Source organism: Phaeovibrio sulfidiphilus (genome assembly GCF_014861485.1).
Classification (GTDB): domain Bacteria; phylum Pseudomonadota; class Alphaproteobacteria; order Rhodospirillales; family Rhodospirillaceae; genus Phaeovibrio; species Phaeovibrio sulfidiphilus.
Map to the genome: position 1 here is coordinate 40,897 of NZ_JACZHT010000004.1, position 26,054 is coordinate 66,950.

Genomic DNA, 26,054 nt, shown 5'->3' on the forward strand with positions numbered 1-26,054 from the left:
TCATTTCCCGAAGACCGAGCCGCTGGCGCGCATGTCCTCGCGCCGCAGGGCGTCACGGGCGGAGGAGTCCGGAGGGTAGGTGGGGTTATAAAGGTCGGGCGGCTCGTAGGGGTACTGCCGGGGATAGGCTCCCTCCGGCGGGCGCTTGTTGGGGGCGACCTTGGCGCACGCGGCCAGGGTCACCACAACAAGCAGGCAGACGAGAAGGCGACCCATCAGGTGTCCTCCGTTTCCAGGAAGCGCCGCCGGGCCTCGCGGACCGCCTCGCGCACCCGCGAGGGCGCCGTGCCCCCGAAGCTGGAGCGCGCCGAGACCGACGCGTCCACCGTCAGAACCCGGACGGCCTCGTCCGTCAGGCGGGGCTCCACGGCCTGCATGTCCTCGAGGGTCAGGTCTTCCAGACCCACGCCCCGGTCCTCGGCCATGCGGACAATGGCTCCGGCCACGCCGTGGGCGTCACGGAAGGGCGTGCCCAGCTCCCGGACCAGCCAGTCCGCAAGGTCGGTGGCGGTGGTGAAGCCCTGGGCGGCGCTCTCGCGCAGGCGGGCCACGTTGGGCATCATGTGCTCGACCATGCCGGTCATGGCCGCAAGGCAGAGCTCCAGGGTGTCGCTGGCCTCGAAGACCGGCTCCTTGTCATCCTGCATGTCCTTGGAGTAGGCCAGCGGAAGGCCCTTCATCACCACCAGCAGGCTGTTAAGGTTGCCGATGACGCGCCCCGCCTTGGCCCGGACCAGCTCGGCCGCGTCCGGGTTGCGCTTCTGGGGCATGATCGACGATCCGGTGGAGTAGGCGTCGGGCAGGCGCACGAAACCGAACTGGGCCGAGGTCCAGATCACGAGCTCCTCGGCCAGGCGCGACAGGTGGACGGCGCAGATGCTGGCCGCCGAGAGGTAGTCGAGGGCGAAGTCCCGGTCCGAGACGCCGTCCAGAGAGTTGCGCATGGGGCCGTCAAAGCCGAGAGCCCGGGCGGTCTGCTCCCGGTCGATGGGGAAGCCGGTTCCGGCCAGGGCGGCGCTGCCCAGAGGGCACTCGTTCAGGCGGGCCCGGGCGTCCCGGAACCGGGAGCGGTCCCGGCCGAACATCTCGACATAGGCCAGAAGGTGGTGTCCCAGGGTGACGGGCTGGGCGGTCTGCAGGTGGGTGAAGCCGGGCATGACCGTGTCGAAGTGCTCCTCCGCGCGGTCGATCAGGACGCGCTGGAGATCCCGCAGAAGGCCCTGGATGTGGTCCATGGCATCGCGCACCCAGAGCCGGAAGTCCGTGGCCACCTGGTCGTTGCGCGAGCGCGCCGTGTGGAGCCGCCCGGCGGCATCGCCGATCCTCTCGCGCAGGCGGGTTTCCACGTTCATGTGGATGTCCTCCAGCCGGGTGGAGAACTCGAAGCGGCCGGCCTCGATGTCCTCGCGGATCCGGTCCAGGCCCTCCTGGATGGCGGCGTTGTCCTCCTGCGACAGAATTCCGCAGGCGGCCAGCATGTCGGCGTGGGCCTTCGATCCCGCGATATCCTGGGCGTAGAGGCGCTTGTCGAACCCGATCGAGGCGTTGATGGCCTCCATGACGGCGGACGGGCCGCTGGCGAACCGGCCTCCCCAGATGGCGCTGACGGGGCGGGAGTCACTGCTGGCGTTGCGAGACACGAAAGGAACCTTCCTGAAAAAGCGTTGCGATGCGGCCGGAGGGGCTGGCCCCGCATCCCGGGACAAGGGCTCCGGCTGGCGCTGATTTTGAGCGCAAACGCGCCGCCGCGCAAGACGGCAGGACGGGGCGCGTGCTGCGGCGGTGTTTTTCGGGTGGGTGGGGCGGCGAAGGGGGCGGTGGCCGGGTCCGAACCGGTGCCTGCGTTTGCGTCCGTTTGCGTCCGGCGCCGGCCCATGAAAAAACCCCCTGCCGGTTGGGGCAGGGGGTGGGTCGGGGCGTGGACACCGGCGGTTCCCGATCCTCTCGCCCGAGGGACCGGGGAGGCCGGAGCTGCCCGAACCCGGGAGCCGGAACGCGATGCCGGCACCCGGAGACCGTGTCCGGCCTAGCCCTGGCGGCGGGTTGCGAGCCCGATGTCCTCCAGAGCCTCCTGAATTTCCGGCAGGATGCCGGGGTCGTCGATGGTCGCGGGCATCTTGTATTCCTCGTTGTCCGCGATCTTCTGCATGGTGCCGCGCAGGATCTTGCCCGAGCGGGTCTTGGGCAGGCGCTGCACCACCACCGTCTGCTTGTACGCCGCCACGGGGCCGATCTGCTCGCGCACCAGAGCCGCGCACTCCTTCTCAATGACCTCGGGGCTGGTGGTGATGCCAGCCTTGAGCACCACGAAGCCGAGGGGCATCTGTCCCTTGAGCTCGTCGGCGATGCCGATCACGGCGCACTCGGCCACCGCCGGGTGGTTCGCCAGAACCTCCTCCATGGCGCCGGTGGACAGGCGGTGTCCGGCCACGTTGATGATGTCGTCGGTCCGGGTCATCACGTACACATAGTGGTCGTCGTCCAGGAAGCCCGCGTCACCGGTCTTGTAGTAGCCCGGGAAGTCGGTCAGGTAGCTGTCGACGTAGCGCTTCTCGGCGTTCCACAGGGACACCAGCGTGCCCGGAGGCAGGGGCAGCTTGCACACCAGCGAGCCGATCTTGCCCGCCTCCATCGGGTGGCCGTCCTCGTCCAGCACCTGCACGTCCCAGCCCGGGGCGGCCCGGGTCGGGGAGCCGAACTTCACCGGCAGGAGCTCGATGCCGCGGCAGTTGGCCGCAATGGCCCAGCCGGTCTCGGTCTGCCACCAGTTGTCGATCACGGGCACCTTCAGGTGCTCCTCGGCCCACTGGATGGTGGCCGGGTCGGCGCGCTCGCCCGCAAGGAAGAGCGTGCGCAGGGAGGACAGGTCGTACTTGCGGATGAACTCGCCCTCGGGGTCGTCGCGGCGGATGGCGCGGAACGCGGTCGGGGCCGTGAAGAAGCTCACCACCTTGTATTCCGATATGATGCGCCAGAACGTGGAGGCGTCCGGCGTGCCCACGGGCTTGCCCTCGAACACGATGGTCGTGGCGCCCTGCAGGAGCGGCGCGTACACGATGTACGAGTGGCCCACGACCCAGCCCACGTCGGAGGCGGACCAGAACACTTCGCCCGGGTTCACGTCGTAGATGGCCTGCATGGACCACTTCAGTGCCACCGCGTGGCCGCCGTTGTCGCGCATGACGCCCTTGGGCTGGCCGGTGGTGCCGGAGGTGTAGAGGATGTACAGGGGATCCGTTGCCTCAACCGGCACGCAGGCGTGGGGCTCGGCCTTCGCCATTTCCTCCATCCAGTCCCGGTCGCCGGGGCGGTCCAGGGTCGCCGTCGCCTGGGGACGCTGGAAGACAATCACGCCCTCGGGCTTGTGGGTGGAGAGGTCAATGGCCTCGTCAACCATGGGCTTGTAGGCAATCACGCGGTTGGGCTCGATGCCGCAGGAGGCGGTCACGATCACTCTGGGCGTGCAGTCGTTGATGCGCGTCGCCAGCTCGTTCGCCGCAAAGCCGCCGAACACCACCGAGTGGATCGCACCCAGGCGCGCGCAGGCCAGCATGGCCACAAGGCTCTCGGGGATCATGGGCATGTAGAGAATGACCCGGTCGCCCTTCGTGACGCCGTTCGCCGCCAGGACACCGGCAAAGCGCGAGACCTGGTCCAGCAGCTCCCGGTAGGTCACCTGGCGCTTGGTGTTGGTGACGGGGCTGTCGTAGATGATGGCCGTCTGGTCCGCGCGACCGTTCTCGACGTGGCGATCCACCGCGTTGTAGCACGTGTTCAGGACGCCGCCGCGGAACCAGCGGTAGATCGGCGGGTTGGAGTCATCGAGCACCTTGTCCGCCGGCTTGATCCAGTCGATCTGGCGGGCCGCGTCGCCCCAGAACCCTTCCTTGTCAGTGATGGAACGGTGATAGACCTCGTCGTATTTTCCCATGTTCAGGCCCCTGTCAGTTGCATTCGGGTTCCGGAGACGGTGGGTGTTGTCTCGCCCCCGGGCTGTGGAGCGGCGGAGTGTATGCAAAACCGTATGCGCGTGCCTAGGGAAAAACGACAGAAAGAGACGAAAAAGGCTCGCCTTATGCAAGTTCATTACTGAAATCGATATCGAAGCCGGAGATCTGTTTCGAGCCCCTGTTTTTCGTCATCTCCCGGTTGCGTGTTCTGTGTGGTTCACGGATAGGGGGATTGGAAAGCAACGGGGCATCTTTCACGAGTCCCGACTTCGGGCGCGCACGCATGGGGTGCGGTTTTGCGCTCCGGAGCCCGGGGGCGGGACAACGGGAGGATGTTGTCCGGGGCTCCCGGGGGGTGAAACGGGGCTGTGCGGGGCCAACCGGAGGGTGCGGGAGCCGTCGGACCCGGGGTGGACCCGGGGCCCCGCCCTCCGGCCTGGCCTGTTTGTGTGGCCGCCGGGGGCGGGGTGCCCGGGCCCGGTGTTGCGCGCGGGTGTGTGCGCCCTGCGGGGGTCGGGTTTCCGGACCGGGGCCCGGTGTTGCGCGTGGCCCGTCGCGTCAGGCGTCAGGGCGCCGGTGCAGTGAGCTCCTGCGTCGGATACGCATCCGGCTCCTTGTACAGAATGGACAGGGACAGCCGCTCATTGCTGTCTTTGTCGAACTGGGGCGCCGTGTGAGAAAAACTCTCCTTGCACACCGGGTGGTAATGGCCGCTTGCGGTGAAGAGATCCGGATACGGGCCCTTGTAGCAAAACAGTCCCGGCAGGTGATGGTAGGGGCGTTTGTGCCGGAACGCAGGATCGAAGTCCAGGATTGCCAGAAAGCCGCCCTGTTTGAGAACCCGGTCCGCCTCGGCGACCGCTTTCAGGATGTCCCGGCGGTCGATCATGCACAGACAGAAGCCGAACACGACGAGGTCGAACTGATCATCCTCATAGGGCAGTTTCGAGGCGGTGGCCACGGACAGCTGGCAGGAGCTGTAGGTTGCGTTTCCATGCGCGACCGCGCTGGCGGAAGGATCAACCCCGAACCCTGAGGCCTTGAAAAACTGGCAGAGCTCATTGAGCTTGGCCCCGCCGCCGCACCCGATTTCGAGAACCGTGTTTATGTCGTTTTGAAACGGTGCGAGCACGCGCTTGATCATTTCGGTGTCGAAAAAAACCGGCTTTTCGGCGAGCGCGGAGCGGTTGCGCTCAAACCAGCGGTCTCCCTCGCTTTCCAGAAATGCCCGCGACTGCAGGGACTGGCTGGTTTCTTCAGTGACAGGTAAAGACATGGGTTCTCTCTTGTTGGTGCGTGTTTTGTGGTCGTGCCGGGTGTGTTCTGAAGGGACCGGGTCTGCCACCCGCTGTCACGCGTTCACGGGGATGTCCGTCCCGTTCTCCGATTCATCGTGCTCCGTCCGGGGGTGTGGGTCCAGAAAAAAGTCTGGCGGCAAGCGAGTGGAAATTCCGCAATCCGGTCTGCCCGGGCGGAACCGGGTCCGAGCCGCTCCTGCCGGGTCTCCCGAGGGGGGACGGGGCTGTGCGGGCCCAACCGGAGGGTGCGGGAGGCATCGGGCCCTTGGCGGACCCGGGGCCCCGCCCTCCGGCCTGGCCTGTTTGTGTGGCCGCCGGGGGCGGGGCGTCCGGGCCCGGTGTTGCGCGGGGGCATCTGCGGCCCTGAGGGGGCGGGCTGGTCAGTCCCGGGGCCCGGGTTTCCGGACCGGGGCCGGTGTTCGGGAAGAGCGGGGCGCCGGCGGGGCGCTTCCCCGGGCGCCTGGCCGTCAGGGGGCCGGCTCGGGGGAGGGGGCCGGGTTCGTGCTGTCCGGGCTCTGGCTGTCCGGCTTCGGGCCGTCTGTGACCGGATCCTCTGCATTCGGGCGGGGGCTCCGGAGGGCCTCGGGCAGGAGGGCCTGGCAGTGGCGGTCAATGCGGTCCTCGAGGAGTTTCAGGAACTCGCGCTGGGGAAGGCCCGGGGGGATGGGCTCCAGAAACTCGATGACCATGGTCCCGGGATGCTTCCGGAAGCTCCGGCCCTCCCAGTAGAGGCCCGTGTTGAGGGCCACCGGCACAACGGGAACCTTTGTGTGGCTGTAGAGCAGGGCCACGCCGGGCTGGAACGGCCTGCGCTCGCCGGGGGGAACGCGGGTGCCCTCGGGGAAGATCACGATCTGGGCGCCCTCGTCCACGCGCTGCTTGGCCTCGTTCAGCATGGCGCGGGCCGCCTTGCCGCCGGCCTTGCGGTCCACGGAGATGGCCCCCGAGCCCAGAAGGTACCATCCGGCAATGGGAATGCGCGTCAGCTCCTGCTTCAGGACGTAGGCCGAATCCGGCACGAGCCGGTGAAACAGGAAGGTCTCGGCCATGCTCTGGTGCTTGACGGCCAGGATGGCGGCGTCCCTGGGGATGTTCTCCTGCCCGCGGACCTCGTAGCGGATGCCCGTGATGATCCGGAGCCCTCCGACCAGGCCCCCGGTCCAGATCCGGGCCGACTTCTGCACGAGCTTGCGGTTTTTCGTCAGCTTCGCCCACCCGAGAACCGGCAGGAAAAGAAGCGAGAAGAGGACAGACCAGACCGCGAAATACACCGAATAGAGGGCGGATCGGAACAGGTTCATGGGCAGACGACTCCGTCATGGGGCGCCGGGGCCGGAGGGCCGGGGAAAATCCCGGGGCGGGTCCGGATCCAGGCGGCGAGAAACTTTACGTACTCGTGGGCAATCAGGCGGGCGGTCCCGCTCCAGCGCCACCACTCCCGGACCTTCACGTGTCCGGGGAAGACAGGGTGGGGGACGATCTCCACGTCGGGCATGACGGCCCGGAACTCCGCGATGGACCGGGGCATGTGGTAGCTGCCGGTCACCAGCCGGATGCTGTGGTAGCCGCACGCCTGAAGCCAGGCGGCGGTCTCGCGGGCGTTGCCGAAGGTGTCCTGTGCCTCGTAGCCCAGGACCACGCGGGAGCGCAGGTCCGGGGGCAGGACGGCGTGCAGGTCGTCGGCTGCGTATTCCAGCTCCTCGAGGGTGGCGTGTTCCCCAACGCCCGAGAAGAACAGGGCCCGCGCCTTCCCCTCGGCCAGCAGGGCGATGCCCGTGGACACCCGCATGGAGCCCCCCGTCAGGACGACGATGGCGTCGGTGGGGGTGTCGGGGGCGGCGACCGTGTCGGGCAGGAGGGCCGCGAAGACCAGAAGCCCTCCGCCGAACGCCACCGCAAGCAGCAGGGTCGTGCGCACAAGGACGTTCACCGCCCGCAGCAGGAAGGGAGAGCGCCGTCTCACAGGTCTGGTCCGTTTCTCACAGCATGCGTTTCAGGGCCCGCAGGACCGTCCAGCGGGTTGCCGCGACGGCCAGCAGGGCCGCGCACACCGGGACGGAGGCAAGGGCAACCCAGTCGCCCGCCCCGAGGGTCAGGTCGGGGATGATACCGCTTTGAACGTTCCGGGCAAGACCGCCGATGAGAAAAATCGCGCCCGACGCGAGGACAAGCCCCGCTCCGCCCCCTGTCAGGGCTGCCCGTGCCCCCAGCCACTCGAAGCGCCGGGCGATGGCGTGGTCGTGGGCCCCGATGGCGTGGAGAAGCTCGATCATGGGCCAGTGGTTGGTCAGGGCCGAGCGGGTCGCGTTGACCACCGTGATCGAGGTCACGGCGGCCACAAGGGCCACCAGGAGCCAGGCCAGGGCGGACAGGGCCCGGGCCAGAACGATCAGGCCCGAGAGAAAGCGCCGGTGGTCCTCGACCTGGACGCCGGGGGCGATGGCCTCCAGGCTGGTCTGGAGCGTGGGCACGTCCAGGCGCACCCCCTCGTTCAGGGTGACCGAGACAAGGCGCGGCAGGGGCAGGTCGGCCACCATCTTCGAGGAGCCCAGCCAGGGCTCAAGCAGGGCCCGGATGTCGGCCTCCCCCAGCACGTCCACCGACTGGATGCCGCGGATCTTCGTGACCTCGCGGACCACGTTGTCCACGTCGGCGCTGGTGAGGGCGTCCGCCTCCGCCGGGTCGCCGAACCGGGGCATGACCTGGATCGTCAGGGTGCCCGTGACCTCGGTGTGCCAGCGTCCGATCATGTTCTGGACCACCAGCGCGCCCGCAAGGCAGAGCACCGCCAGAAACACCATGACCCCGGCAATGGTCATCAGGGACTTGGTCGCGCCCCCGTCCGGGATGGGCAGCGTCGAGCGGAACCATCTCATCGCAGCGAGCCCCCTCCCTTGATGGCCTGTTCCAGCCGTTCCGAGAGAAGTCCCGAGGGCGGCCCGATCCGGTAGATCGCGGCGTCCTCCAGGTGCAGGCGGGGCGCGTTGAAGCGGTCCACCAGGCCTTCGTTGTGGGTTGCGATCAGCACCGTCGAGCCCAGCTTGTTCAGTTCCACAAAGAGATGGAGAAGCCGCACGGCAATCGTGTCGTCCACGTTGCCGGTGGGCTCGTCCGCCAGGAGGATGTCCGGGCGGCTGATGACGGCCCGGGCGATGGCCACCCGCTGCTGCTGGCCGCCCGAGAGGGTGGCGGGCAGGGCGTCCATGTGGTCGCGCAGGCCGACCCAGTCCAGGAGCTCGGTCACGTGGCGGCGGATGTCCCGGTCCCGCAGGCCCGCGACCCGCAGGGGCAGGGCCACGTTCTCCAGGGCGCTGAGGTGGTCGATCAGGCGGAAGTCCTGGAAAACAAAGCCGACCCGGCGCCGCAGATCGGGAAGCACGTCCCTTGGCGCCCGGGTGACGTCCACGCCGAAGAGCTTCAGGGTGCCGCTGGTGGGGCGCCGCGCAAGATGAACCAGGGAGAGCAGGGAGGATTTCCCCGCCCCCGACAGCCCTGTCAGGAAGTGAAACGATCCGCGGGGGAGCTCGAAACTGATGTTCCTCAGGATTTCCGGGCCGGATTCATAGTGCAGGGATACGTTCTCAAACTGGACAGCCGCCGGCTCCCGGGACCGGTCTGTGCTTGTTTCCCGGTTTGTCATGCTCATTACACCAGAGTGCTCCGTCAGCGAAACTTGGTCCGTGTGCGGCGATGTGCTATAAATCGGCGTGCGAATCCCGATTGGCCCCTTTTATAGAGCATAATTCAGCACGCTTGTCACTGCGGCGGGTGAGCCCTTATAACAGAATTGCTATCAGTCCCCTCGCTCCGGATTCCTGAGAAACGCATGATCATCACCTGCCCGAACTGTGAGACGAAGTTCGAGGTGCCGGAAACGGCGCTGGGTTCCGGAGGCCGGAAGCTGAAATGCGCGAAGTGTCACCACGTCTGGTTTCAGGCGCCTCTCCCGCCTGAGGGGGCGCAAACGCCCGCGGGAGGACCGCCGGAGCCGGTTGGTGGCCATGGTGCGGCTGGCCCGTCGGGCAGCCCGTCGGGCGGTTTTTCGGACAGTGTTTCAGAGAGCGTCCCGGATGGCGCCATGACAGGCGCTGCGTCCCGGCCCGAGTACGGGACCGGGGAGAGCTCTCCCGACAGCGCGCCCTGGCAGGCCCCGGACCGGGCGGCCCCTGATCCCGCCGCATCCCATGAGGCCCCGCCCCCGCCCGCGCCGCCGTCCCCGTCGCCGTCTCCGTCTCTGCCCGGCAGCACCGTGTCGGAGGGCGAATCCCGGCCCGGTGCCCGGGCCTCGACCCTGTCGGCCCCCTTTGACGGGGGGCGGGTTCCGGCGAACGGCACGTCCGTGTCCGGCCCCGACGACATCCTGTCCTTTACCCGGCCCGACGCCGAGCGTGCCCCCTTCCCCTCGGTCCCCGAAGACCTGCCCCCGCCGCCTGCCGGGCCGGCGGTTGACGGGTTTGCCGAGTTCGACACGCTCCAAACCCCCGAGGATCTTCTGGCGCCGTCCGACGCCGGAGAAGACGAGACCTACGATCCGTTTGGCAACGATCCCCTTCTGTCCAGCAGCCCCGAACCGGAACCGGAGGTTCCCGCTCCGCGCCCCCTTGCGGGCTCGGAGGAGGGCGCGGACAGCTTCTTTTCCTTTTCCGACGCTCCGGAGGCGGATGGGCCTGTCCCGGCCCCCCCTGTGTTCGAGGGCGGGCCCTGGGACGAGGATGCGGGCTTCTCCCAGCAGGGCGGTGACGAGCGCCGGCCGTTTTTCGGTCCTGTCGACGGCGATCCCGAGCCTGAGCCCGAGCCCGAGCCCGAGGTGCAGATGCCGGCCACGCCGCTGGATCGGGCCCTGTCCCGGCTGGAGCAGGCTCTTGACCAGGCGGAGGGAGCCTCCGGGCCGTTGCGCACGGATCTCCGCCCCCGGGCCGGAGCCCGGCCGGACGCCGCCCCGGCGCCGGACGCCCCGGCAACGGGCGATGCGGCCAGGGAGCGCGGTGCGTCCGGGCCCGCAGCCGACGGACGGCTTCCCAAAATCAGCAGCGGCCCGGTTCCCTCGCGGTCCGTTCGGGGCCGGCGGGTTCTTGAGGTTCTGGCGGCCATCCTGATAGTGGTCAACGTGGCCTGTATCTCGTTTCTTCTCCTGCGCGACCCCATTGCGCGGCTGATTCCGGAAACGGCGCGGGTCTATGCTCTTCTGGGCGTGCCGCTGTCCGCGGTGGACGACCGGCTTATCTTCCAGAACACGGTGGAGGAGAACTCGCCTCCGGGAGTGCAGCCCCGGTCCCTGACCGTTCGGGGCTATCTGCACAACCCCTCGGAGACGACGCCGCTTCCCGTGGACGGCATTTTGCTTCAGGTGTTCGGGGCGGACGACACGATGCTCCAGTGGGTCCGGGGCGAGGTGTCCAGGAAGGTGCTCCAGCCCGGAGAGAGTGTTGAGTTTGAAATAACAATGCTCAATCTGAGCGAACTGGCGTACAGTTATCGTCTGTCCCTGGCTCAGGGTCGATAGACGAGGACACCATCAACAGGCTCGCACTGTTCTTGATGACAGTCCGGCGCGTGAGTATAGTGCTGTTATAAAGCGACGGAAAACATTCCGTTATCTCATAATGGAGAAGCTTTTCGTGACCGTTGTGACCTCTCGCATCCTGCGCCTGTTCGCTGTCTCGGCGTCCCTGCCGCTTCTTGCGACACTTCCTTCCGACGCCGGGGCCGCCTGGAATGCGGATGTGCGGTCCGTGCTTCCGGCCGGGGGCCCGTCCCTGGTGGTTCCGGTCAATGACGGCGGGCTCCTCATGCCTGACGGACGCTACCCGAACTCCTACGGCCCGTCGGAACTGGGGTATTACGATTTCGGGCCCGAGGGCTCCGACGCCCGGCCCCCGTCCCGCGGTCCCGTGTCCCGCTCGTTCCTGCCCGGATCCCAGCCCAACGCCCACCGTTCGCGCTCGTCCGGGCCCGGAGCCGGGAGTGCGGCCCCGTCGGCTGCAGCGTCCGAGCCGGTCTCCGCGCCCCGCACCGTGTCCGAGCGCCCCGATCCGCCGGCTGAGCGTGTTCCCGCCGTGGTTCCCCCGGCGTCTGCGGCCCCGTCGGCCGCGTCCCGGTATCCGGCCCCTGCCCCGGCGCCCGAGCCCGAGGACATGGCGGCCTCCGCAGAGCCCGAGCCGACCCCGGCGCCTCCCGCAGCCCCTGCGGCTCCCGAGCCCCCGCCCGTGTCGCGCCCGTCCTCGGCCTCGCCGCTTGTTGCTCCGCCGTCCCCGCCCGAGGTTCCGGATCTCCGGTCCCTGCCCCGGTCCGAGCCCATCCGCCGCCCGCCGGTTGCCGAGGCTCCTCCGGCGGCTCCGGTTGCGCCCCCGGCCGTCACGGCGGCTCCCGAGGCCCCGCCGTCGCAGCCCGTTGCCCGGGCCCCCGCGCCCGCGCCCGATATTCAGCCGTTCCTGGACGGCGAGGCCGCCCTGCCGCCTCTGGCCCTGTTCCCGTCCGTGTCTCCGCCGGCGGTGGCCGTCCCGGGCACCGCGTCCGAGCGCGTCCACAAGGCCCGCCAGGAGGCCGGACCCGAGCCCGTGGCGGAAACGCCGCCCCCCGCTCCGGTGGTGGAGCGGAAGGTCTACGAGCCCGGTCCGCCGCTTGTCATGGGCATGATGTCCCTGGATCAGCTGGACGACCCGGTTATCCCCGGGATGTCCATCACCGCCCAGACGCCTCTTCCCGGGCGGGCCATGACCGTCGCGCCGGGGTATCAGAAAGACGCCATGGACATGACGCTCCCCGGCAGCGCGGCCCCCGAGGCCCCCTCCCGGGCGCCGGACGGTGCGGCAACCGGTGCTGCGGCGGTTCCGCCTGCAAGCGCGCCGGACCGCGATCCGGTATCGGCCCCGTCCGCGTCGTCGTCGCAGATCACCGGGGCCATCGGCATTCCCGGGGTGTCCCGTCCCGCTCCGCAGAGCCCCGCGCCGCAGAGCCAGGCCCCCGGTCCGGTTCCGCTTGTGCCCGACCCCGCATCCAGCGCGGCCCCCGTGGCTCCGGCTGTGACCGCGGCGCCCGAGCCTCCCGCCGTGGACCCGGCCGCCGGGTCGTCCGCTGCGGCGCCGGTCGAGGTCGCGAAGGCGGTTGTGGAATACACCCCCGAGGCCACCGCCATTCCGGAGAGCGATGTGGCCCTGCTGGAGCGGTTTGCGGCTCTGGTTCTGGAGAACGGGGAGCGGCGCCTGCTGATCCAGGCCTACGCCGGAGCCAACGACGAGACCGGCCCCAACCGGGCCCGGCGTGTCTCCCTGACCCGGGCGCTGGCCATCCGGACCTTCATGCTGGGCCGGGGCGTTCCGGGCGACAGGATCGAGGTCCGGGCTCTTGGCGAGCAGGGAGCCCGGGACGGCAAGCCGGACCGCACCGATGTGATTGTCATGTCCCGCTAGGGTCTGGCGCCTTCGGGCGCCGGGATCTTCGCAAAGGAACGGGGCGGCGCCATCAGGCCCGCCCCTTTTTGCTGCGTGCGTTTTTAACCCTGACGGTTTGGCCTCTGTGGGTCCGGTTCGCCGGGCATCCACCTCCCTGCGCCCCGGCTTCCGTGCGACGCTATCCATCGCGCTCCCGTCGGCCCGGGTCGGGATCACGGCGCGCGGACGGATCGTGTGTGTTCACTCTGCGTGCCCGGGGGCATCCGCACGGGGGCCGCTCTGCGGGCCCGGGGCTCGCCGGGGCGTTCCGCGCCCCGCGCGCCCTTCACGCGCCCCCGCCGGCGGCCTCTGCGGGCCCTGTGCCCGGCGTCCGGGTGTGCTGCGGCTCAGGGGGCGCCTTGGGGCGGAAGCTGGAGGAACCCGGTCCGCTCCAGGTGATCGAGAACCCGGTCCGCAAGAACCTCGGCCGAGGCCCGGTGGCTTTCCAGGTGCAGGTCCGGGGCTTCCGGGGGCTCGTACACGCTGCCAATCCCCGTCAGGTTGGGGATCTGTCCGGCGCGGGCTTTCCGGTACAGGCCCTTGGGGTCGCGCTCCTCGCAGACCTCCAGCGGGGCGTCCACGAAGATCTCCAGAAAGCGGCCCTCGGGCAGGAGGGACCGGGCCATGGTCCGCTCGGCCCGGAAGGGCGAGATGACGCTGACCAGAACCAGGAGCCCCGCATCCGCCATCAGGCGGGCCACTTCCGAAAAGCGACGGATGTTTTCCACCCGGTCGGCGTCGGTGAAGCCCAGGTCCCGGTTCAGGCCGTGACGGACGTTGTCGCCGTCCAGGAGCATGGTGTGGATGCCCAGGTGGTGGAGTTTCTGTTCAAGGCGGTCGGCAATGGTGGACTTGCCCGCGCCGGACAGGCCGGTGAACCACAGCACGCCGGAGCGGTGGCCCATCAGGGCCTCGCGGGCGGGGGCGTCCACCTTCAGGGGCTGCCAGTGGATGTTTTCGGCGCGGCGGTAGGCGAAGTCCAGCATGCCGCAGCCCAGGGTCTCGTTGGTATGGCGGTCGATCAGGATGAACGAGCCCGTGTCCCGGTTCTCGCTGTAGGGGTCGAAGGCAAGCGGGCGGTCCAGCGACAGGCTGACCCGGGCAATGTCATTGAGCCCGAGGGTGGAGGCCGGACGCTCCCCCAGGGTGTCGATGTCGGTGCGGCTTTTGATCTGCATGACCCGGGCTCCGGCGGTGGCCGTGCCAAGGCGCATCAGGTAGCCGCGCTGGGGCAGCAGGGGGGTGTCCGAAAGCCAGACAAGCCGGGCGGAGAACTGGTCCGAGACCCCGGCGGGCTCCTGCGCGGCGCACAGCATGTCGCCCCGGGTGATGTCGATCTCGTCCGCCAGCGTCAGGGTCACGGACTGCCCGGCGACGGCCTCGGGGAGGTCGCCGTCGAAGGTGACGATGCGCGCCACCGTGCTGCGCTGCCCCGAGGGCAGGACGCACACCGCGTCACCCGGGCGCACCCGCCCGGCGGCGATCCGGCCCGCAAAGCCCCGGAAGCTGGAATCCGGCCGGATTACGTACTGGACGGGGAGGCGGAACGGGTCGTCCTGCGCGTCGCGGGCGACGGGCAGGTTCTCGAGCCACTCCAGAAGCGTGGGGCCGGTATACCACGCGGCCTCGGCCAGGCCGGTCCGGGTGCAGACGTTGTCTCCCGACAGCGCGCACAGGGGAATGGCCAGGGGCGCGGGGGCGGTGCCGTCAAGCTGGAGGGAGAAGGCGGCGGCCTCGGCCTGGATGGTCGCGTGCACGGTCTCGTCCCAGCCGACCTGGTCCATCTTGTTCACTGCCAGAACCACATCGGGGACGCCCATCAGGTGAAGCAGGGCCAGGTGGCGGCGGGTCTGGGTGGACAGGCCCTTGCGGGCATCCACCAGGACCACGGCGGCCCGGGCCGTGGAGGCCCCGGTCACCATGTTGCGGGTGTACTGCTCGTGCCCCGGAGTGTCGGCGACGATGAACGCCCGCCGGGGCGTGGAGAAATAGCGCCAGGCCACATCGATGGTGATGCCCTGCTCCCGCTCCGAGGCGAGCCCGTCCACCAGAAGGGCCAGGTCCAGGGCTCCCTGGCCCGTGGTGCCGAAGCGCGCCGAGTCCGCCTTCAGGCTGTCCAGCTGGTCGTCGAACAGGGCCTGGCAGTCGTACAGCAGGCGGCCGATCAGGGTGGATTTCCCGTCGTCCACGGATCCGCAGGTGAGAAAGCGCAGCAGGGGGCGGTTCTCGCGCTCCTTCAGAAGAGCCTCGAAGGCGGGATCGCTCGTCACGCTCATCAGAAGTAGCCCTCCTGCTTCTTGGCTTCCATGGAGGCGCCGCCGTCCCGGTCGATGATCCGCCCCTGGCGCTCCGAGGTGCGGGCGGCCATCATCTCGCGGATGATGTCGGGGACGGTGGCGGCCGTGCTCTCGATGGCGCCGGTCAGGGGGTAGCAGCCCAGGGTGCGGAAGCGCACCTGCTTTTGGGCCGGGACTTCTCCGGGCCTGAGGGGCAGCCGGTCGTCGTCCACCAGGATCAGGGCGCCGTCCCGCTCCACCACCGGGCGGGGGGCGGCGAAATAGAGCGGCACCACCGGCAGGTTTTCCCGGGCGATGTAGAGCCACACGTCCAGCTCGGTCCAGTTGGAGAGGGGGAACACCCGGATGGACTCCCCGGGCGCAATCCGGCCGTTGTAGAGGCTCCAGAGCTCGGGGCGCTGGGCCCTCGGCTCCCACCGGTGGGCCGCGGTGCGAAACGAGAAGACCCGCTCCTTGGCGCGGCTCTTTTCCTCGTCCCGTCGGGCGCCGCCGATGGCCGCATCGAAGCCCCAGGTGTCCAGAGCCTGCCGCAGGGCGACGGTCTTCATGATGTCCGTGTGAACCGCCGAGCCGTGGGTCACGGGGGAGACGCCCTCGCGCCGTCCGTCCTCGTTGACGTGGACCAGAAGATCCAGCCCCAGCTCCTGCATCCGGCGGTCCCGGAAGGCGATCATGTCCCGGAACTTCCACAGCGTGTCCACGTGCATCAGCCGGAACGGGGGCTTGCCCGGGTAAAAGGCCTTCAGCGCCAGGTGCAGAAGCACCGACGAGTCCTTGCCAATCGAATAGAGAAGCACCGGATTGCGGAACTGGGCAGCGGTCTCGCGCAGAATGTGGATGCTTTCCGATTCCAGGCGGTCCAGGTGGGTGAGCTCGGGCACGGGGCACTCCATGGAGACGGCCGCGGGCAGCGAACCGGCACAGGCGCCGGTGCACACGGGGAGAACCCGGGCGGTGCGGTGCTCGCAAAGTACGACAGCCGGGTGCGACGTGCAAGGCGCTTCCGTGAGGCGCGGGGCGTGTGGGAGGCCCCGTCCGGGCGGGTGCCGGGCTGTCAAAATGCTTGAGTTCGGGGGCCTGCTGTCTCATATAAAAGCTTGCAAATTCTCCCGGTTTTCAACCCCTCTACCGGACAGGTGTTATGACGGAAGACACTCTTCAGGCCTCCGGCGAAGAGACGTTGGCGTTTCAGGCCGAGGTCTCCCAGCTTCTTGATATCGTCGTTCACTCCCTTTATTCCGACCGGCAGATTTTCCTGCGCGAGCTCATCTCCAACGCGTCCGACGCGTGCGACAAGCTGCGCTACGAAAGCCTGACCCGCCCCGAGCTTCTGGGCGGAGATGCCGAGTTCCGGATCGCCCTGCGGGTCGATACGGAGGCGGGCACCCTGGCCATCACCGACAACGGGATTGGCATGAACCGCCAGGAGCTGATCGCGAACCTGGGCACTATTGCCCACTCGGGCACCCGGGCCTTCGGGGAAATCCTGAAAACCCGCAAGGCGGACGAAAGCCCGGACTTCTCGCTGATCGGCCAGTTTGGCGTGGGCTTCTACTCGGCCTTCATGGTGGCGGAGCGGGTGGACGTCCTGACCCGTCACGCGGGCGAGGACGAGTGCTGGCGCTGGTCGTCCTCGGGAACCGGGTCCTACACGGTGACCGAGGGGTCGGGCTACCCCCGGGGGACGACCATCATCTTGCACATGCGCGAGGACGCCCGGGAGTTCCTGGAGGAAAGCCGCCTGCGCTCCATCGTGCGGATGTACTCGGACCACATCGCCATCCCCGTCGTGTTCGAGGGGCGCGACGACGAGGGCAAGGAGGCCTCCGACACCCTGAACGCCGCCAACGCCCTGTGGATGCGCTCAAAGGACACGATCACGCCCGAGCAGTACACGGCCTTCTACCGCCATGTCTCCCACGCCTACGACGACCCCTGGATGACCCTCCATTTCCGGGCCGAGGGCGTGCTGGAGTACTCGGCCCTGCTGTTCGTGCCGACCGAGGCGCCCTTCGACCTGTACACGACCGAGCGCACCCCGCGCCTGAAGCTTTACGTGAACCGGGTGTTCATCACCGACGACTGCGAGAGCCTGCTGCCGTCCTACCTGCGCTTTGTTCGGGGCGTCGTGGATTCCTCGGACCTTTCCTTGAACGTCAGCCGCGAGCTGATCCAGCAGGATCCGCGTCTGCGCAAGGTCCGCTCGACCCTGACCCGGCGCCTGCTCGACGAGCTGGGCCGCCGCGCCCGCGAGGACGAGGCCGGGTACCTCGGGTTCTGGAACACCTTCGGCCCCATCCTCAAGGAGGGTATCTACGAGGACTTCGAGCGCAAGGACGAGATCCTGAAGCTGGCCCGCTTCCGCACCACCGCCGGGTCCGAGCCCGTGTCCATCGAGACCGTCATCGGGCGTATGCGGGAGGGCCAGAAGGCCGTCTACTATCTGACCGGCGACGGGGCCGACACCCTGTCGCGCAGCCCCCAGGTCGAGGGCTTCCGGGCCCGCGGCGTGGAGGTGCTTCTGCTGACCGATCCCATCGACGAGTTCTGGGTTGCCGCCATGCGCGAGGTCGAGGGAACGCCCCTGCGCTCGGTCGGCGAGGCGGGCAGCGATCTGGACGCCCTTCCCCTGGTGGGCGGTGCGGACGAGGCCGAAGCCGCCCCGGAAACCGGAGCCGGTGTGGACGGCAGCGCCCGTGATCACCTGGTGGCCGCCCTGCGCACGGTTCTGGAAGACCGGGTGGCGGATGTGCGGGTGTCCTCCCTGCTGACGGACAGCCCGGTGGTTCTGGTGCCGAAGGAGGGGTCCATCAGCCCGCACCTGCGCAAGCTGCTGGCCCGCGCGAACCAGGACAGCGTGCTGCCGGACGAGCGGGTGCTGGAGATCAACCCCCGCCATCCGGTGATTCGCGCCCTGTCCGAGCGCCTGGAAAAGGAGCCCGTTCCCGGCGAGGATGTGACCGAGACCGCTCTGCTTCTTTACGATCAGGCGCTGATCCTGGAGGGCGAGGCCCCGGCGGATCCCATCGCCTTTGCCCGTCGCCTGACCCAGGCGCTCACGAAGGGCCTTGCCTGACCCGGGCGCTCACGAAGGGGCCCGCCTGACGGGCGGGCCTTTCCGAAAGACCGGATCCGGGGGGCCTGACACGGGCCCCCCGATCCCTTCCGAAGGCTTTGCTCACGCTCCCGCCGGGGCATCCCCCAGAAGGTGCTCCTCGAGCGACCAGGTGCCCGCGCCATCCTGCCCCAGGCACTCCGCCAGGAACGGCAGGATCTCCGGCAGGGCCTTTTGCAGGGCAAAGGGCGGATTGAGTGCCAGAAGCCCCGTTTCCCCCATGCCCGGCGCGGTCTCGGGCAGGATCCGCAGGCGGGCCATGAGGGCAGGCACGCCAAATCCGAAGGCCTTTTCCTGAAACGCCAGCACGGCGTCCTCGTTCTTGATGGGGAACCAGATCAGGTAGCGCCCGATCTTCCAGCGCCGCAGGGCCTGGGCCAGGAAGCGGGCCAGGGTCTCGAACTCATCCTTTTTCTCGAACGGCGGATCGATCAGGACCAGCCCACGGCGCTCGGCCGGGGGGAGGGACGCCTTCAGGAAGGCATACCCGTCCGTTTCCTCGATCCGGGTGTTGGGGGCGCGCCCGAGAAGGGCTCGAAGGGCGCGGAAGAACACCGGATGGCGCTCCGCCACCCACAGGCGGTCGTTCGCACGCATGAGGGTCCGGGCGATCAGGGGGCTTCCCGGGTAGGCGCGCAGGGTCTCCCCCGCCGCGCCAAGGCGGGTCACCACGTCCAGGTACGGGCGAAGGCTTTCCGGGAACCCGCCGCTGCGGGCCGCCGTCATCAGGCGGAGAACACCGGCCTCGGCCTCGGCTGTCCGCCCGGCCTTGTCGCTGGCCAGGTCGAAGCGCCCCTGGCCTCCGTGGGTGTCTAGGACAAAGTAGGGCTTCTCCTTCTCCCCCAGAGCCTGCAGGGACAGCACAAGACAGGCGTGCTTGAGAACGTCGGCAAAGTTGCCTGCGTGGAAGGTGTGGTCGTAGTTCATGGGGCTCTCTTTTGGGGCGACCGGGAGACCGGCACAGGGGGCACGTCCGGAGGTGTCCGGCGGCCCGGGCGGGCGGGCCGGACAGGCCGGGGAGCCGCCCTTATACCACGCCCGGCGACCGATATCGAAATGCTCTGTGCGGGCCCGCCGTGGCCGGCTGGCCGGGGGCGGTTCCGGATCATTTATGTTGACAGCTACATATTAGGCACCTACATAGATACCGGAACAACAGGGAGGCGCGTGAATGTTCACTCTCAGGGATTTGCCCAGCCGGAAAACGATCGACGATTTTGCAGCGCGGTACGGGAACCCCGATGCGGAGGGGCTCGAGACGTGGCTTGTGTGGGCCTCGGCCACCAGCGAGATGCTGTCCGCCTTCGAGCGCAATCTTCAGAGAACCTGCGGCATCTCCCAAACCCAGCTGTTTGTCCTGATTCTGCTGAAGCGCAATCCGGACGGACTGGGCATTGGTGCCCTTGCAAGCCGTGTGTCTGTCACGTCGCAGACCATGACCCGGGTCGTGGACCGCATGGAGCGCGACGGGCTGTGCCGTCGGGAGCCCGACCCCCAGGACCGCCGCGCCCAGCTGGTCCAACTGACCGCGGAGGGCGATCGCATGCTGGAGGTCGCTCTTCCCTTTCATTATCAGTGGGTTGCAGACCTTATGAGTTGCCTCGACACCACGGAGCGGGCGACGCTGCGGGATCTTGTGTCGAAGCTGGACGCCTCCCGGCGCACCCGGACCGAGCGTGAGACCACGCCGCCCGGACGGCAGGAGACCGATCCGCAGTAGGAACCGGCCCGAAGCCGGGCGTGCGTCGGACAGGGGAGTCCTTTGGCGGTGGGGCGGTCCGCGCACCGTGCGCCCGGCATCCGCTGTCGCGCCGCCCACCGCGCTGTGTCTGCCTTTCGGGCGTGCCGCAGCTCGGGGCGCGCCTCGGGGCGGGAGCGGCAGGAGCCCGGTCCGCTCCAGGGGATCCGGAACCCGGTCCGCAAGGACTTCGGCCGAGGCCCGGTGGCTTTCCCGGTGGCTTTCCCGGTGCAAGTTCGGGGCTCGGGGCCCGGGTGCGACCCCGGAGCCTGAGCACCACGCCGGGGCCGTTCACGGCAGACCGGCGCTGTTCGCGGCGGGCCTGGCGGCCCGTCACGGGGATCCATTCCCCTGTCTTTTTTTCGTTTTTATGTGTCTGGCTGTTAATCAGGGAGCGATCGTGATGCCGACCCCAAACCCATCCTTTCTTCTGCGGGCGTGGCTTGTGCTCTGTGCCCTGGCCGTCGTCTCGCTTCTGTATCTTCCGCTGCCGGTTCTTCCCGAACTGGCGGTTCGCCATGCCCTGAGCCCTGCGGGCGCGGCCGGCATGATCAGTGCTTTCGGCTTTGCCTACGCCGCCGGGTTTCTGGTGTTCGGCCCGCTTTCCGACCGGATCGGACGCCGGACCGTCATGATCGTCGGACTGGCGGGGCTGTCGCTGGTCACATTCCTTCTGACCTTTGCCGAGAGCGCGTGGCCGCTTCTGGTTGGCCGCGGGGCCCAGGGGTTTCTGGCCGCCGCCTTCCCGCCGGTCGTGGTCGCCTATCTGTCCGAGCGGGGAACACCGAAGCAGCGCATCTGGAGCGTTGCCTGGCTCAGCACGGCCTTTCTGTCCGCCGGTCTGGTCGGTCAGGTTCTTGGCGGAGAGATTGGCGGGCGCTGGGGGCTGGAGCGGGCCTTCCTTCCCTCGGCTGTGATCTGTCTGGTGACGGCGCTGGCTTTGCTGCGCACTCCGGCCGAGAGCCCGGCCGCTGCGGACAGGCCGATGTTCGACGCCTGGAAATCCGCGGGACGTCTTTTTGCCCACCCGGGGCTGCGGCGCTGTTATCTGGCGGCATTTTTTCTGCTCCTGTGCTTTGTGGCGTTCTATGTGGCCCTGGACATGCATCTTGGCCTTGCCCTTCTGGCCAGCAACATCAGCCCCCTTATGGCCCGGGAAATCGCCCTTCCGGCGTTCTTCGCACCCCTGTGCGTCGCGCTGGTCATTGCACGGCTCGGGGCCCGGCGCGTTGTGATCGCGGGTCTTGCGCTGGCCTCAGCCGGCCTTCTTGTGGCGGCCCTTGTCGCTGGAAACCCGAACGTTTTCCTGTTCCTTGGCGCCAGCGTGCTGTTCGTGTTCGGCGTCGGAACCAGCGTGCCGGGGCTGATTGCCAGTGTTGCCGGAGCGGTGGACCCGTCCCTGCGGGGGCTTGCCGTCTCGCTGTACACGTTCCTTCTGTTTGTGGGGGCAAGCCTTGGCCCCTGGCTGGCCCAGGCGCTGGGGCGCTGGCCGGTTGAAACCACGCTCGCTGTTTTGTCGTCCCTTCTCGGGGCCGCCACGCTCTTCCTTGTGTTCGAGCGCAGGGCAGTCACGCCGGTCGCCTGAAACACCGGATCCGGGGCGTATCCGTCGCCGTCGACGTCACCACGGGTCCGTTGCGCCTCCGGGCCCGGAGCTCAGGGAAACCACCATGAAAGCTCTGTTCTTCTCGCTTTTGACGCTGGGAGCGCTCGTTTCGCCTTCCCTTTCCATCACTGCCGCCGCCAACGGGCCGGCCGCCAGGGAGTTTTCTGCCATGACAACCGCCACAGCCCACCCCACACCGACATTCCTCCCCATGGACAGCCACCGGGAAGTCCGGCGGACCTCGGTCCTGATCGACGGCAATCCCGCCGAGCTGACGCGCCATGAGCGCTCCGATGGACGCAACGCGGGCCTTTTCGGAGAGCATATCAGTGTTCTCCACGCGCCTGACGGTCGCCTGAAAGGCTTCGCCCGCCTGTCCCTGGACCTGGCCGGAGAGCCTCTTCCCGACCGTGAGGAGACCGAGAACATCGCCCGCGCTTTTCTTGCGGACCATGCTCCGGACCTGTTGCCCACCATGAAAATCAGCTGGATCGAGCCCCATGACGAGACCATCGTTGATCGCACAGGGGGCGCGGAGACCACGGTCACCGTGACTGGCATGAAGGTGAAGGCCCGGAACCTTGCGGACGGCACGTGGTTCTGGGTGATCGTCGGCGGCGATCGCACACCCATGGTCTTCGAGCGCGATATTGTCTGGATCGCCTTTCCCGGACACCGCCAGACGGAAAAGTGGCTTCACGACAACTGGCTGAATGAGCGGTCCGGCTGATGGTGTGGTCCGGCTGAACGGATGGCCGTTTGCCGGTCCGGTAGCCGTTTGTCGTCCCAGTGGCGGGGTGTGTTTGCGCCCCGCCCCGACGACAACCGGCTTCGGGGGCTCCTGGAACTGAGATCCTACTGCGAGGGCTGGAAGGTCTTCAGCCGCTCCATAATCTCCTCCGGGTGCTCCTGAAGGTACAGGGCGGCGTAGCGGGTCCGCGCGTCCGTTTCCGGGTTCTTTTCGAGTTTTCCATAACCTCTCCGGGTTATCCCGAAGAGAAACGCCGCCTGGTCCTGGGTCAGCCGGTTGATTTTCCGCCATGCCTTCAGGTCATAGGACGGGACGGGGGCTTCGGGCGGGTGATCGGTCATGGGAATTCCTTGAAAACAGGTTGAGGAAGGCGCGCGCGAGACCATCGCCGCCGTGTTCGTCAGATCCCGGAGGGCTCGGCCCGCTCCCCGGGCCCCGGGGGGCGGGTTCCGGCGCTCACGCCCGTCATCCGGAGCCGAACCACGGCGGGACCAACGTGGTTCATCCCGGGGCATCTGCCGTGAGGGATCACCCACAGTCCGGATCCGCGGCCCGACACACCCGAGATGTTTTCCGGGGGCTTCAATAGCAAAACGTGTTCGTTTTCAAAACACTATTCGGGGCCGGGCCGGGCGCTTTTCCGGTGCGGCCTTTCCAGACGCGGAAACCTGCACTACTATCCCCCGGGCGCCGGAACCGGACCAGCCGGACATCTCCGGGGGGACACAGTGCACCGTGGATCCTGCACCGCGCCCTTCCGAAAGGGCCCGGTGTTGCGGACCGCCCCGGCCCCGTGATGGGGAGGCCGCGTCGGGCCCGGTCGTGCGAGGCAGGTTCGCGGCGGAGGGGCCACAGTCCACCCGCACACAGGCCCCCCTAACCTTGAGAAGCGACATCGCGATTTGCACACACACGCTCCATCAGAGGCACGACACCGCGAGCCCGGCGCGCAAGGCGCCCGCTGCGGCTCCGGACCCGGGTTTGCCAAACACCGGGTCGGGGCGCGTCCTCGGCGACCGGCGCGGACAGCACTGGCGTTCCCAGCCTCACGGACCGGGCGTCGGGGGGGCGCGTTCCCTGGCCCGTGTCGGCGCCTCACGGCCTGCCGGACCTCGCGTCCGGCTTCGGTTCCCGTCCGGGCGGAGCCGCCTGTGAACTGTTTTGGCTTCCGGCGGCGGGGGGTGACGCTGTGAGTGTGCTGCCTGTCTTTCTTCCTTTGGAAAACCGGCCCTGCCTGGTGGTCGCCTGCGCCGCTGCGCCCTGGGGAGCCACGCTGTCCAAGGTGCGGGCTCTGGCCCGCGCCGGAGCCCGGGTCACCCTTGCGTGCGACGCCGGGCCCGCCCGTGTCCGGGAGGCCCAAGACGCCGGGGCCTCCGACGTCGTTCCGCTGGATGAGGCTGGAGCGCACATCCCCCGGCAGGGCCTTGCGATCTTGAACTCGCCCGATCAGGACCGGGTCGCCCGGCTGGGCGGGGCCATCCGTTCTCAGGGGTCGTGGGTCAATGTGGTGGACCAGCCGAACGCGTCCGATTTTATTTTCGGCGCCCTTGTGGACCGTTCGCCGGTTCTCGTGGCCATCACCACGGGCGGCCAGGCGCCGGCGGCGGCGCGGGCCCTGCGCCAGCGTCTGGAGGGGCTTTTGCCCGGGAACCTGGGGGAGGCGGTGGCCTGGAGTGCGCCCGTCCGGTCGGCGCTTCAGGCGGCCGGGATGGACAGTGCCACCCGCGCGCGGGTGTGGTCCGCGTTCTGGGAGCACGTCTTTTCCCTGGAGACCTCGGTTCCCCTGTCCCGCGAGGGGGCAACGGATCCGGCGGCATTTGCCGAGACCTGGGCCACGCCCCCTGAGGCCCGGCTGCTCGTCCTGGACGCCCCCGAGGCTCCGGATCTCCTGACCTTGCGCGATGTGCGCCAGCTGTCTGCCGCGCGGACCGTCCTGGCCGATGCCCGGTGCCTGGCGGACTTCCGCTTCCTGTTTCGCCGCGAGGCCCGGTTGCGCACGCCCTCCGCCCCCGGTTATCCCGAGCTTCGGGAGGCCCTGGACGACGGCGGGCTGAGCGTCTGGCTGTGCCGCGGCGGGGAGCGGCCGCCGGCCGACCTCCTGGAGGACGTCAGGCGTCGGGGTCTCCGGGTGGACACCCCGACCCGGTGATCAGCCCTTCTTGAGGGAGAACGGCTCGTCGGCAGACCAGTCGTGGTAAAACAGGGGGTCTTCCGCAAACGGCGGAGCGACATCGTAACGCTCCACCAGGTCGGCCACCTCGTCTGCCCCCTCGCCCAGGACCCAGTCGCCGAAGGCCTCGGTCGGCGCCTCGTCGCGGGTCAGCCACAGTCCCAGAAGCGCCACGACAAAGTCCGGCACAGCGCGGGCGGGAACGCGGCCAAAGGATCGGGCCAGACGGGTGTGTCCCACACCGGCGCGGGCTCCGGCAAACAGGGTGTAGGCCGGGAACGCAACCCCGTCCTGCCGGCGCGCGCCGCCCGAGAAGCCGAGATCGGCCATCAGGTGCTGGCCGCAGGCGTTCGGGCAGCCCGAGACGTTCAGGTGAAAGTCCCCAAGCCGGTCCAGGTCCAGAGAGGACGCCTCCAGCGCCTCCAGGATGGCCGAAAGCAGGCCCTTGGAGCGGCAGATGCCCAGCTTGCAGGTTTCCGCGCCGGTGCAGGCAATGGCCTCCCCCGAAAGGCGGGGCCGGTCGCTCGGAAGCCCTTCCTCCTGCAAGAGGGCAAACAGCGCCCCCAGCCGGTTTTCGGGAATGTGGCGCAGCCGGAGGTTCTGTCCGAACGTCGCCCGGACGGTGTCGTCCCCGATGGGCGCCAGGAAGTCCGCAAGGCGCCGGGCGGTCGCGTTGGGCAGGTTGCCCATGGGGACCGGAACCACAACGGAGTACCGTCCGGCCTGGCGCTGGGACTCCACATAGCGCGAGCGCCACAGCCGCTCGGCCTCGTCGGGCTCGGCGGCTCCTGCGAAGGGGTCGCTGTCGGGAACAGGCACGACGGGACCGGGCACAAACGGGGCGGGGCTTTCTTGCAGCAGCCCCGCATACTCGGCCTCGTAATACTGGCGGAAGGTTTCCTCCCCCAGGGCGCTCCACAGAAAGCGAAGCCGCGCGCGGGCCCGGTTCTCCCGGTCGCCGTACTTCGAGAACACGCGCTTGATGGCCTCGCTCACAAGCCAGACGTCGCTTTCGGCAATGAAGTCGTGCAGCACATGGGCGATTTCGGGCTTGTTGCCCGCACCCCCGGCCACAAACACCTGAAAGCCACGGGCGCCGTCCCGCATCGTGGCCACGAAACCCACGTCATTCAGCAGGGCATAGGCCCCGTCTCTGGGCCCGTTCGCAAACGAGATCTTGAACTTGCGCGGCAGCTGCCAGGACGTGGGATCGGCAATCATCCGGCTGGTCAGGGCGAAGGCGTGGGGGCTGGGGTCAAAGACCTCGTCCCGCGCAAAACCGGCATCGGGGGAGACCAGGACGTTGCGGACCGTTCCGCCTCCGCCGCCCCGGGTGGCCAGTTCGAGGCCCTTCAGATCCTCCATGACCGCGATGACGTCTTCGGCGCGCAGGTCGTGAATCTGGAACTCCTGGCGGGTCGTCACGTGGAGACAGGGCGCCCCGTAGCGCTCGGCGATATCGGCCATGCCGCGCAGTTGGGCGGGCGTCACGGCCCCGGCCGGAGTGCGGACACGAACCATGCGCACGCCGTGGCCGCGCTGCTCGTAGGATCCCCAGGCGACCCGCAGCCGGTCCAGGGTGCTTTCCTCCATTTCGCCGGACGCGGCCTGTGCGGTCGCGGCTTTCAGGGCGTCCAGTTCGTCAGTCAAAGTCTCGGGAAGACGGTAGAACATAGGGTGTCTCTCTTGTCCGGCCCGC

Annotated in this window: 20 protein-coding genes and 1 pseudogene; 8 read left to right on the forward strand and 13 right to left on the reverse strand. The window is 68.7% G+C overall.

Annotated features, from left to right (window positions below; all coding sequences use genetic code 11):
* The 8 genes from IHV25_RS06220 to ftsE all read right to left on the reverse strand — a co-directional run bounded on the left by IHV25_RS06220 (window position 1) and on the right by ftsE (window position 8,894).
* A complete protein-coding gene (locus tag IHV25_RS06220) occupies window positions 1–216 on the reverse strand; it encodes a hypothetical protein (RefSeq protein WP_192534255.1) in 216 nt (71 codons plus the stop codon).
* The gene (argH, locus tag IHV25_RS06225; protein WP_192534256.1) at window positions 216–1,640 is read right to left on the reverse strand and encodes an argininosuccinate lyase; all 1,425 of its coding nucleotides are present in this window, start codon (window positions 1,638–1,640) and stop codon (window positions 216–218) included. The genes IHV25_RS06220 and argH overlap by 1 nt, the downstream gene beginning before the upstream one ends.
* Window positions 1,641–2,026: 386 nt before the next feature.
* Complete coding sequence (locus tag IHV25_RS06230) at window positions 2,027–4,087, reverse strand: propionyl-CoA synthetase (RefSeq protein WP_192534257.1); 2,061 nt, start codon at window positions 4,085–4,087, stop codon at window positions 2,027–2,029.
* A 428-nt stretch (window positions 4,088–4,515) separates the two neighbouring features.
* Window positions 4,516–5,226, reverse strand: coding sequence for a class I SAM-dependent methyltransferase (locus IHV25_RS06235; protein ID WP_192534258.1), 711 nt, complete (start codon window positions 5,224–5,226; stop codon window positions 4,516–4,518).
* Window positions 5,227–5,715: 489 nt separating this feature from the next.
* A complete protein-coding gene (locus IHV25_RS06240; RefSeq protein ID WP_192534259.1) occupies window positions 5,716–6,549 on the reverse strand; it encodes a lysophospholipid acyltransferase family protein in 834 nt (277 codons plus the stop codon).
* Window positions 6,546–7,211: an ElyC/SanA/YdcF family protein gene (locus tag IHV25_RS06245; protein ID WP_192534260.1), complete on the reverse strand. Its 666-nt coding sequence runs from the start codon at window positions 7,209–7,211 to the stop codon at window positions 6,546–6,548. The genes IHV25_RS06240 and IHV25_RS06245 overlap by 4 nt, the downstream gene beginning before the upstream one ends.
* Window positions 7,212–7,227: 16 nt before the next feature.
* A complete protein-coding gene (locus IHV25_RS06250; protein WP_192534261.1) occupies window positions 7,228–8,124 on the reverse strand; it encodes a cell division protein FtsX in 897 nt (298 codons plus the stop codon).
* The gene (gene ftsE / locus IHV25_RS06255; RefSeq protein WP_192534262.1) at window positions 8,121–8,894 is read right to left on the reverse strand and encodes a cell division ATP-binding protein FtsE; all 774 of its coding nucleotides are present in this window, start codon (window positions 8,892–8,894) and stop codon (window positions 8,121–8,123) included. Before ftsE ends, IHV25_RS06250 begins: the two co-directional genes overlap by 4 nt.
* A 180-nt stretch (window positions 8,895–9,074) precedes the next feature.
* Between ftsE and IHV25_RS10720 the strand changes: the two are divergent.
* The 3 genes and pseudogenes from IHV25_RS10720 to IHV25_RS06270 form a co-directional block, all read left to right on the forward strand.
* Window positions 9,075–9,131 (forward strand): annotated as a pseudogene (locus IHV25_RS10720) (zinc-ribbon domain-containing protein); the annotation flags it as partial.
* Between the two features lie 195 nt (window positions 9,132–9,326).
* Complete coding sequence (locus tag IHV25_RS06265; protein WP_192534453.1) at window positions 9,327–10,751, forward strand: hypothetical protein; 1,425 nt, start codon at window positions 9,327–9,329, stop codon at window positions 10,749–10,751.
* A 115-nt stretch (window positions 10,752–10,866) separates the two neighbouring features.
* The gene (locus IHV25_RS06270) at window positions 10,867–12,657 is read left to right on the forward strand and encodes an OmpA family protein (protein ID WP_192534263.1); all 1,791 of its coding nucleotides are present in this window, start codon (window positions 10,867–10,869) and stop codon (window positions 12,655–12,657) included.
* Window positions 12,658–13,025: 368 nt separating this feature from the next.
* Here IHV25_RS06270 and cysC read toward each other — a convergent pair whose 3' ends face one another.
* Both cysC and cysD read right to left on the reverse strand, forming a co-directional pair.
* Window positions 13,026–14,954, reverse strand: a complete 1,929-nt coding sequence (gene cysC, locus IHV25_RS06275; RefSeq protein WP_192534264.1) for an adenylyl-sulfate kinase — start codon at window positions 14,952–14,954, stop codon at window positions 13,026–13,028.
* Window positions 14,954–15,868, reverse strand: coding sequence for a sulfate adenylyltransferase subunit CysD (gene cysD / locus IHV25_RS06280; RefSeq protein WP_192534265.1), 915 nt, complete (start codon window positions 15,866–15,868; stop codon window positions 14,954–14,956). Before cysD ends, cysC begins: the two co-directional genes overlap by 1 nt.
* A 248-nt stretch (window positions 15,869–16,116) precedes the next feature.
* Between cysD and htpG the strand changes: the two genes are divergently transcribed.
* Window positions 16,117–18,051: a molecular chaperone HtpG gene (htpG, locus tag IHV25_RS06285; protein ID WP_192534266.1), complete on the forward strand. Its 1,935-nt coding sequence runs from the start codon at window positions 16,117–16,119 to the stop codon at window positions 18,049–18,051.
* 102 nt (window positions 18,052–18,153) lie between these two features.
* Here htpG and IHV25_RS06290 read toward each other — a convergent pair whose 3' ends face one another.
* On the reverse strand, window positions 18,154–19,017 hold the full coding sequence (locus IHV25_RS06290) for a 23S rRNA (adenine(2030)-N(6))-methyltransferase RlmJ (RefSeq protein WP_192534267.1): 864 nt from the start codon (window positions 19,015–19,017) through the stop codon (window positions 18,154–18,156).
* 244 nt (window positions 19,018–19,261) lie between these two features.
* On the opposite strand from IHV25_RS06290, the gene IHV25_RS06295 reads away from it, so the two are divergent.
* From IHV25_RS06295 to IHV25_RS10320, 3 genes are all read left to right on the forward strand, one after another.
* Window positions 19,262–19,810 (forward strand): MarR family winged helix-turn-helix transcriptional regulator, encoded by a 549-nt coding sequence (locus IHV25_RS06295; protein WP_192534268.1) that lies wholly within the window; start codon window positions 19,262–19,264, stop codon window positions 19,808–19,810.
* A gap of 421 nt (window positions 19,811–20,231) precedes the next feature.
* On the forward strand, window positions 20,232–21,413 hold the full coding sequence (locus IHV25_RS06300) for an MFS transporter (RefSeq protein ID WP_192534269.1): 1,182 nt from the start codon (window positions 20,232–20,234) through the stop codon (window positions 21,411–21,413).
* Window positions 21,414–21,498: 85 nt separating this feature from the next.
* Window positions 21,499–22,164: a hypothetical protein gene (locus tag IHV25_RS10320; protein ID WP_197974978.1), complete on the forward strand. Its 666-nt coding sequence runs from the start codon at window positions 21,499–21,501 to the stop codon at window positions 22,162–22,164.
* A 125-nt stretch (window positions 22,165–22,289) separates the two neighbouring features.
* On the opposite strand, the gene IHV25_RS06310 is transcribed toward IHV25_RS10320, so the two are convergent.
* The gene (locus IHV25_RS06310; RefSeq protein WP_192534270.1) at window positions 22,290–22,526 is read right to left on the reverse strand and encodes a helix-turn-helix domain-containing protein; all 237 of its coding nucleotides are present in this window, start codon (window positions 22,524–22,526) and stop codon (window positions 22,290–22,292) included.
* A gap of 848 nt (window positions 22,527–23,374) precedes the next feature.
* Between IHV25_RS06310 and IHV25_RS06315 the strand changes: the two genes are divergently transcribed.
* On the forward strand, window positions 23,375–24,334 hold the full coding sequence (locus IHV25_RS06315) for an NAD(P)-dependent oxidoreductase (RefSeq protein ID WP_192534271.1): 960 nt from the start codon (window positions 23,375–23,377) through the stop codon (window positions 24,332–24,334).
* On the opposite strand, the gene IHV25_RS06320 is transcribed toward IHV25_RS06315, so the two are convergent.
* Window positions 24,335–26,029: a nitrite/sulfite reductase gene (locus tag IHV25_RS06320; RefSeq protein ID WP_192534272.1), complete on the reverse strand. Its 1,695-nt coding sequence runs from the start codon at window positions 26,027–26,029 to the stop codon at window positions 24,335–24,337.
* Between the last annotated feature and the right edge of the window lie 25 nt (window positions 26,030–26,054).

Coding starts and splice junctions, on each gene's coding strand:
- IHV25_RS10320 (WP_197974978.1), top strand. CDS start 21,499: ATGAAAGCTCTGTTCTTCTCGCTTTTGACGCTGGGAGCGCTCGTTTCG.
- IHV25_RS06240 (WP_192534259.1), bottom strand. CDS start 6,549: ATGAACCTGTTCCGATCCGCCCTCTATTCGGTGTATTTCGCGGTCTGG.
- IHV25_RS06230 (WP_192534257.1), bottom strand. CDS start 4,087: ATGAACTTGCATAAGGCGAGCCTTTTTCGTCTCTTTCTGTCGTTTTTC.
- ftsE (WP_192534262.1), bottom strand. CDS start 8,894: ATGAGCATGACAAACCGGGAAACAAGCACAGACCGGTCCCGGGAGCCG.
- htpG (WP_192534266.1), top strand. CDS start 16,117: ATGACGGAAGACACTCTTCAGGCCTCCGGCGAAGAGACGTTGGCGTTT.
- IHV25_RS06235 (WP_192534258.1), bottom strand. CDS start 5,226: ATGTCTTTACCTGTCACTGAAGAAACCAGCCAGTCCCTGCAGTCGCGG.
- cysC (WP_192534264.1), bottom strand. CDS start 14,954: ATGAGCGTGACGAGCGATCCCGCCTTCGAGGCTCTTCTGAAGGAGCGC.
- cysD (WP_192534265.1), bottom strand. CDS start 15,868: ATGGAGTGCCCCGTGCCCGAGCTCACCCACCTGGACCGCCTGGAATCG.
- IHV25_RS06320 (WP_192534272.1), bottom strand. CDS start 26,029: ATGTTCTACCGTCTTCCCGAGACTTTGACTGACGAACTGGACGCCCTG.
- IHV25_RS06300 (WP_192534269.1), top strand. CDS start 20,232: ATGCCGACCCCAAACCCATCCTTTCTTCTGCGGGCGTGGCTTGTGCTC.
- IHV25_RS06295 (WP_192534268.1), top strand. CDS start 19,262: ATGTTCACTCTCAGGGATTTGCCCAGCCGGAAAACGATCGACGATTTT.
- IHV25_RS06310 (WP_192534270.1), bottom strand. CDS start 22,526: ATGACCGATCACCCGCCCGAAGCCCCCGTCCCGTCCTATGACCTGAAG.
- IHV25_RS06220 (WP_192534255.1), bottom strand. CDS start 216: ATGGGTCGCCTTCTCGTCTGCCTGCTTGTTGTGGTGACCCTGGCCGCG.
- IHV25_RS06290 (WP_192534267.1), bottom strand. CDS start 19,017: ATGAACTACGACCACACCTTCCACGCAGGCAACTTTGCCGACGTTCTC.
- IHV25_RS06265 (WP_192534453.1), top strand. CDS start 9,327: ATGACAGGCGCTGCGTCCCGGCCCGAGTACGGGACCGGGGAGAGCTCT.
- IHV25_RS06250 (WP_192534261.1), bottom strand. CDS start 8,124: ATGAGATGGTTCCGCTCGACGCTGCCCATCCCGGACGGGGGCGCGACC.